Raw genomic sequence first — 5524 nt, 5'->3', positions numbered from 1 at the left:
GCTGTCCGCCAATCTGGCGATCGCGCTGGCGCGCGCCGGGCGGCGCACCGGGCTGGTCGATGCGGATATCTACGGCCCGTCGCAGCCGCGGCTGATGGCGGTGGAGGGCACCCGGCCGCAGGCGCGCGACAAGGTGCTGCTGCCGGTCGCGACGCCCTATGGCGTGCCGCTGCTGTCGATGGGGCAGCTGGTGGAGCCGGGCCGCGCGATCGCGTGGCGCGGGCCGATGACCGCGGGTGCGCTGGGCCAGCTGGTCGATGCCGACTGGGGCGCTACCGATACGCTGGTGGTCGACCTGCCGCCGGGTACCGGCGACGTCCAGCTGACGATGGTGCAGAAACATCGCCCGGCCGGTGCGGTGATCGTATCGACGCCGCAGGACCTGGCGCTGATCGACGCGCGCCGCGCGATCGACCTGTTCCAGAAGGCCGGCGTGCCGATCATCGGGCTGGTCGAGAACATGGCCGGCTATGCCTGCCCGCATTGCGGCGAGGTGTCGGACCCGTTCGGGCGCGGCGGCGCGGAGGCGGCAGCGGCGGAGGCGGGGATCGCGTTCCTGGGACGCGTGCCGCTCGACATCGCGATCCGCACCGCATCGGACGCAGGGCAGCCGCCCGCGGCGACGGACGACGACCGCGTGTTCGCGCCGATCGCGGCGCAAGTGGCGGCGTGGCTGGCGGCGCATTGACGCCGCGCCACGCAACCGGTGCGGTGGTGGCGCCTTTTCCCCGCACGGGAGGGCCGTCATGCGAGAGGCGCCGGTCGCGGTGGCGCTGTCGGGACCTTCGGGTCCGGGCCGAAAATCGGTGTCCGGACCATCTGCCGGGTTCAGCGGGAATGTACGACCGGCATGCCGATATCGCCGTCCGCGCTGTTCGCATGGCGTAGGCGTCGAGCGGGGCGATCGCCGTCATCAAGGGGTTATACGCATGCGACATCCCGGGTGCCGAGCCACCACGTTCAGGGAGTTGCATGGATATGACCGTTTCAGCCGGTTCGGCGCGTGTGAAGCATCGCGGCCGCCAGCTTCTGGCGCTGCTGTTTGCCATGCCGCTCATGCTTGGGGCGCGGTCCGCGCCGCACGCCGCGACCGTCGAGGGCCTGCCGGCGTCGCTTCGTATCGACCAGATGCGCGTTCTGGGATCGCACAATAGCTACAAGCCCTATCCCGATGCGGCGGCGGAGGCGCGCATTCGCGCGCTTGCCCCCGCGGAGTGGGAAGCGTTGGCTTATGGCCATCCTTCGCTGGAGACGCAGCTGACGCTGGGGCTGCGGCAGATCGAGATCGACGTCGCGCCCGATCCGGTCGGAGGCCTTTATGCCGAACCCTATCTGATGACGACGCCGGAATCCCGCGCCGCGATGACCGCGCCGGGAGCCAAGGTATTGCATATCGCGGGCCTCGATGTCGCCAGCCATTGCCTGACCTTCCGCGCCTGTCTCGACACGTTGCGGCGCTGGTCGGATGCCCATCCCGACCATCTGCCGATCACGGTGCTGGTCAATGCAGCGGCATTTGAACCCGCCCCCGGTCGGTGGCCGCATGCCGCGCGCTTCGATGCGGCCGGGCTCGACGCACTCGACGCCGATCTGGCGGCGGTGATCGGGCGCGACCACATCATCACGCCCGATGCGGTGCGCGGTCTCGATGCCACGCTTGCCGCCGCGATCCGTGCGCATCGCTGGCCGCGCCTGGCGGATGCGCGGGGCCGGTTCCTGTTCGTGCTGGATGGTTCGGACGCCTATGAAGACCTGTACCGCACCGGGCATCCTTCGCTGCGCGGACGGTTGATGTTCGGATATTATCCCGAGGATGCCCCGGAAGCGTCGGTCTTCAACATTCAGGACGCGCGCCGGGAAGGCGCGCATATTCGCCAGCTGGTATCGGCGGGCTTCCTGGTGCGTACCCGTGCCGATGCCGACACGCGCGAAGCACGGGCGAAGGACCGCAGTCGGCTCGACGCGGCGATCGCGTCGGGCGCGCAGTTCGTCAGCACCGATTATTATGACGGCGCCCCCGATCCGGCCAACTTCGGCTATCGCGCGGCCTTGCCGGGCGGGTGGCATGACTGCGATCCCGTCACCGCCCCACGGTGCGCGCACTGACCCCCGGCATAAAAAGGGGCGGCCGGCATTGCGCCGACCGCCCCCGGGCGGGTCACAGGACCGTCCGATTACATCCGGTAGGCCAGGTTGAGCAGATAGGTGCGGCCGGTTTCGATATAGCCGCCCGAACGGTCGACCGACAGCAGCGTCTGCTTTTCACCATAGGTCGCCCAATAGTTCGACGCGTTCAGCAGATTCTGCAACGACGCGCCGACGGTGAGCCGCTTGCCGATTGTATAGGTGGCCGACAGGTTCAAGAGGGACGTCGGTTGCAGATAGGTGTCGGGTTGCGGGGTACGAACGTCGATCAGCTTGTTGCCCGTGTAATTATAGCTGACCCATGCCGAGACCGGCCCGTGATCGTAATAGAGTTCGGCGTTGAACATCACTTGCGGCGCGTTCGGCATCCGTCGCTTGGCGCGGAGATTGTTCGTGATCGGAATGGTCGCGTCGGCGCGCTGCAGCGTCAGGTTCGCCTGAATGCCCAGCCCGTCGAGCAGCCCCGGCAAGTTCTTCAGGCCGTAACGGGCGAAGACTTCGATCCCGTACACCGTCCCCTTGCCGCTCGAATCGTTCGACGACAGGACGACGGCGTCGTCGCCCGGCTTCGAAATGCCGACCAGCGTCGTATCGGTCGATGTCGCGAACCACACATTGCTCAACCGCTTGTAATAGAGCGCGGTCGAGAAGAAGTCGGACCCCGCCCCGGCGAATTCGACCGATCCGTCGACATTCCAGGCTTCCGTCGCCTTCAGGTCCGGGTTCGGGACGGTCATCCCGACGATCTTGCGCACCGGCTTGTTGTCGATCAACTGCGTATCATATGCGATCGTCGTCGGGCCGACGAGCAGTCCGAAGGGCGGCCGCGTATAGCTTTTGCGCACCGACGCGCGGTAGACCATCGTATCGCTGGGGCGGTAGGAGGCGATCAGGCTCGGCAGCCATTGGTCATAGCTTTTCGTGCTGGTCGCGAAGTGCCCCACGGAACCACTCTTGTCCGACTCCGTCTGCCAATAGGTCGCTTCGAACCGGTTGCGTTCGAACCGCACGCCCGGCACGATTTCCAGGCCGCCGAATTTCAGATTGGCGAGCAGGTAGGCGCTGAAGCGCTGTTCCGTACCATCCTGCTTCTGCTGGTTGAGCACGTTGGGATCGACGGTGGCCAGCTTGCTGAGCGACAATTGCCGCGCCTGCCCCTCGATATAGTCATGGTCGTAGATGTAGAGCGGGATCTGCGCGCCGCCATGCATGAAATCGTTGACGCGCGTGCCGGGAGCCTTGTCCAGGGTGGGGATGTTCGCGCCCGAGAAGTCATATTCCAGCGCTTCGTTGATGCCATTGGAATCCCGGTCCGCCGATTCATACTTCAGTCCGGCCCGGATCGCCGAAAGCCCTTCGTCCGCCAACGTATAGGTGAAGTTCACCGCGCCTTCGCCCTTGGCCTCGGTCACATGCTCGAACTGGACGATCGAATAGACTTCCTGGAAATTGGCGAAATTGGTCAGATAGCTGTTCGCTGCGGAATCGAGCACAACATGCGGAGCGATCGGATCGGCGGCCCTCGTCACCAGGCGAAAGGATGCCGTGCCGGTGTTGGTGCCGCCGATGTAGGCCGGCGTCTGGTACTTCGCCTGAAGGCGGAAGGGGTATTCGGTCTTGCCGCGCGAATAGGCACCGTAGAAATCGACCACTGCCTTGTCGCTCAGACGCAGGTCGCCGCCCAGCTTGCTGGTGACGAGGCGCTGATTGCTGTGTTCGGTACGGAAGTAGTTGCTGGCGCCGGTGCCGTAGATCGCCGCATAGCCGTCCGCATTATAATCCCCGCCGCCGGGGTTCGGATTGACCTGCCCCGAGGACAGGCCGACGACGCGGATCGCGGTCTGATCCATCCAGCTCTTCAATCGATATTCGCCATAGGTCGTGCGCGAATAGAGGTTGAGCGCATCACTCCTCCACTCAAGGTTCACGGTGCCGCCGAAACGCTTGATGTCGTTCTGATAGACGTTCCAGGCCACGCCGCGACCGAAGGCATTGTCCAGATTGTCGCGGATGTCGCCCGGAATATTCTTGTTATATTTGATATAGTCTTTGTGCATGGTCACGGCTTCGCCATACACGTTCTTCTGGCCGTAATAGGCGGAGGCATAGATGCCGAAATCGCCGAACTGCTGTGCCGTTTCGACCTGGGCGGTGCCACCCAGATAATCCTGGTCGCGCGCGGCGGCGCGACCGTTGACCTGCCCCTGCGCGCGGACCTGGAGATAATGGTTCGGCAGGCTGAACGGCGATGCTGTGCGAAAATCCAGGACGCCGGCGATGGCATCGCCATCCTGCGCGGCGGTCGGCGCCTTGTCGACCCGCACCTCGGCCAGCGCGAAGGGCGACAACAGGTTCATCGAAATGGCGCGATTGTTCGCGTTGGTCTGCGCGATGCGGACGCCATCGAACTGATAGGCGTTATAGCTCGAATCCAGGCCGCGGATCGTTACATATTGCGCCTCGCCGGTCGCCGCGGCGTTATATCCCTGATCCACCGAGGAGCTGACGCCCGGCAGGCGGGTCAGCAGATCGGCGAGATTCTGTTGCGGCTGCGCGCGCAGTTCCTCGCCGGACACGATCGTGGCGAGGGATCCGCTCGCGAGCTGGTCGGTCTGCGCCTGGCGGCGGGCGCGCAACTTGCCGTCGATGACGATGTCGGTATTGCCCGTCTCCTTGCCGTCGTCGGTGTCCGGCGCAATCGCTGCGGCATCGATCGTCGCGGCGGTGGTGTCCGACGGTCCTGCGCGCGTCGCGGCGAAGGCGGGGCTTTGCATGGCAAGCACGAGCGCAGTGCTGCCGAACAGGCGTGCAAAACGCCAGTCAAGGCTTCTGTACAACGGATTTCCCCTTTGGTGCATGACCCATGATCAAGACGGCTGGTGAGATCGGTTGGCGAAGCCCCCCGGCGACCCCCTCGTCATGTGATCGTGCCGCTAGCAGTCGATTATTACGCACCCGTTTCGAATTTAAGGTATGCGTAAGACGGTTTCCGGCAGGACAATCCCGAATCGGCATCGGCGTCTTGCGCGAATGTCACGGCCGCTACGCAATGTTGGTCTATCGGGCGGCATGGTCATGTCACATCGCATACGCGCCATCGCGCTGACCGCCTGTATCGCCACGCTTCCCGCAGCGCCGGCCATGTCCCGGCCCGCGCCGGCGGTAGTCCCCCCGCCCGTGATGCGCATCGTCCTGCTGATGCGGCATGGTGTGCGCGCGCCGCTGCGGGGCGAAGTGCCGGATGGCACGCGCACCGGCGCGCCGTGGCCGGTATGGAATGTCCCCGATTCACAGATCACCCCCCATGGAGCTGCCGCCCTGCGCGCGCTGGGGCGGCAGCTCCATGGGGGGTGATCTGTGAATCGGGGACATTCCATAC

The 5524-nt window shown here is 65.3% G+C and carries 3 protein-coding genes; 2 read left to right on the top strand and 1 reads right to left on the bottom strand.

Annotated elements, in window-relative coordinates:
- Both AX685_RS14600 and AX685_RS14595 read left to right on the top strand, forming a co-directional pair.
- Positions 1-688: Mrp/NBP35 family ATP-binding protein (locus AX685_RS14600; protein WP_066489966.1), on the top strand; the 688-nt coding region annotated here is incomplete at its 5' end.
- Positions 689-978: 290 nt separating this feature from the next.
- A complete protein-coding gene (locus AX685_RS14595; protein WP_082740996.1) occupies positions 979-2106 on the top strand; it encodes a Ca2+-dependent phosphoinositide-specific phospholipase C in 1128 nt (375 codons plus the stop codon).
- A 68-nt stretch (positions 2107-2174) separates the two neighbouring features.
- On the opposite strand, the gene AX685_RS14590 is transcribed toward AX685_RS14595, so the two are convergent.
- A complete protein-coding gene (locus AX685_RS14590) occupies positions 2175-4919 on the bottom strand; it encodes a TonB-dependent receptor (RefSeq protein WP_082740995.1) in 2745 nt (914 codons plus the stop codon).
- Positions 4920-5524 lie beyond the last annotated feature (605 nt).

It is taken from the genome of Sphingomonas sp. CCH9-F2 (assembly GCF_001556735.1).
Lineage (GTDB): Bacteria > Pseudomonadota > Alphaproteobacteria > Sphingomonadales > Sphingomonadaceae > Sphingomonas > Sphingomonas ginsenosidimutans.
The sequence above is the reverse complement of the archived record's forward strand: the minus strand, read 5'-3'. Positions and strand labels throughout refer to the sequence as shown.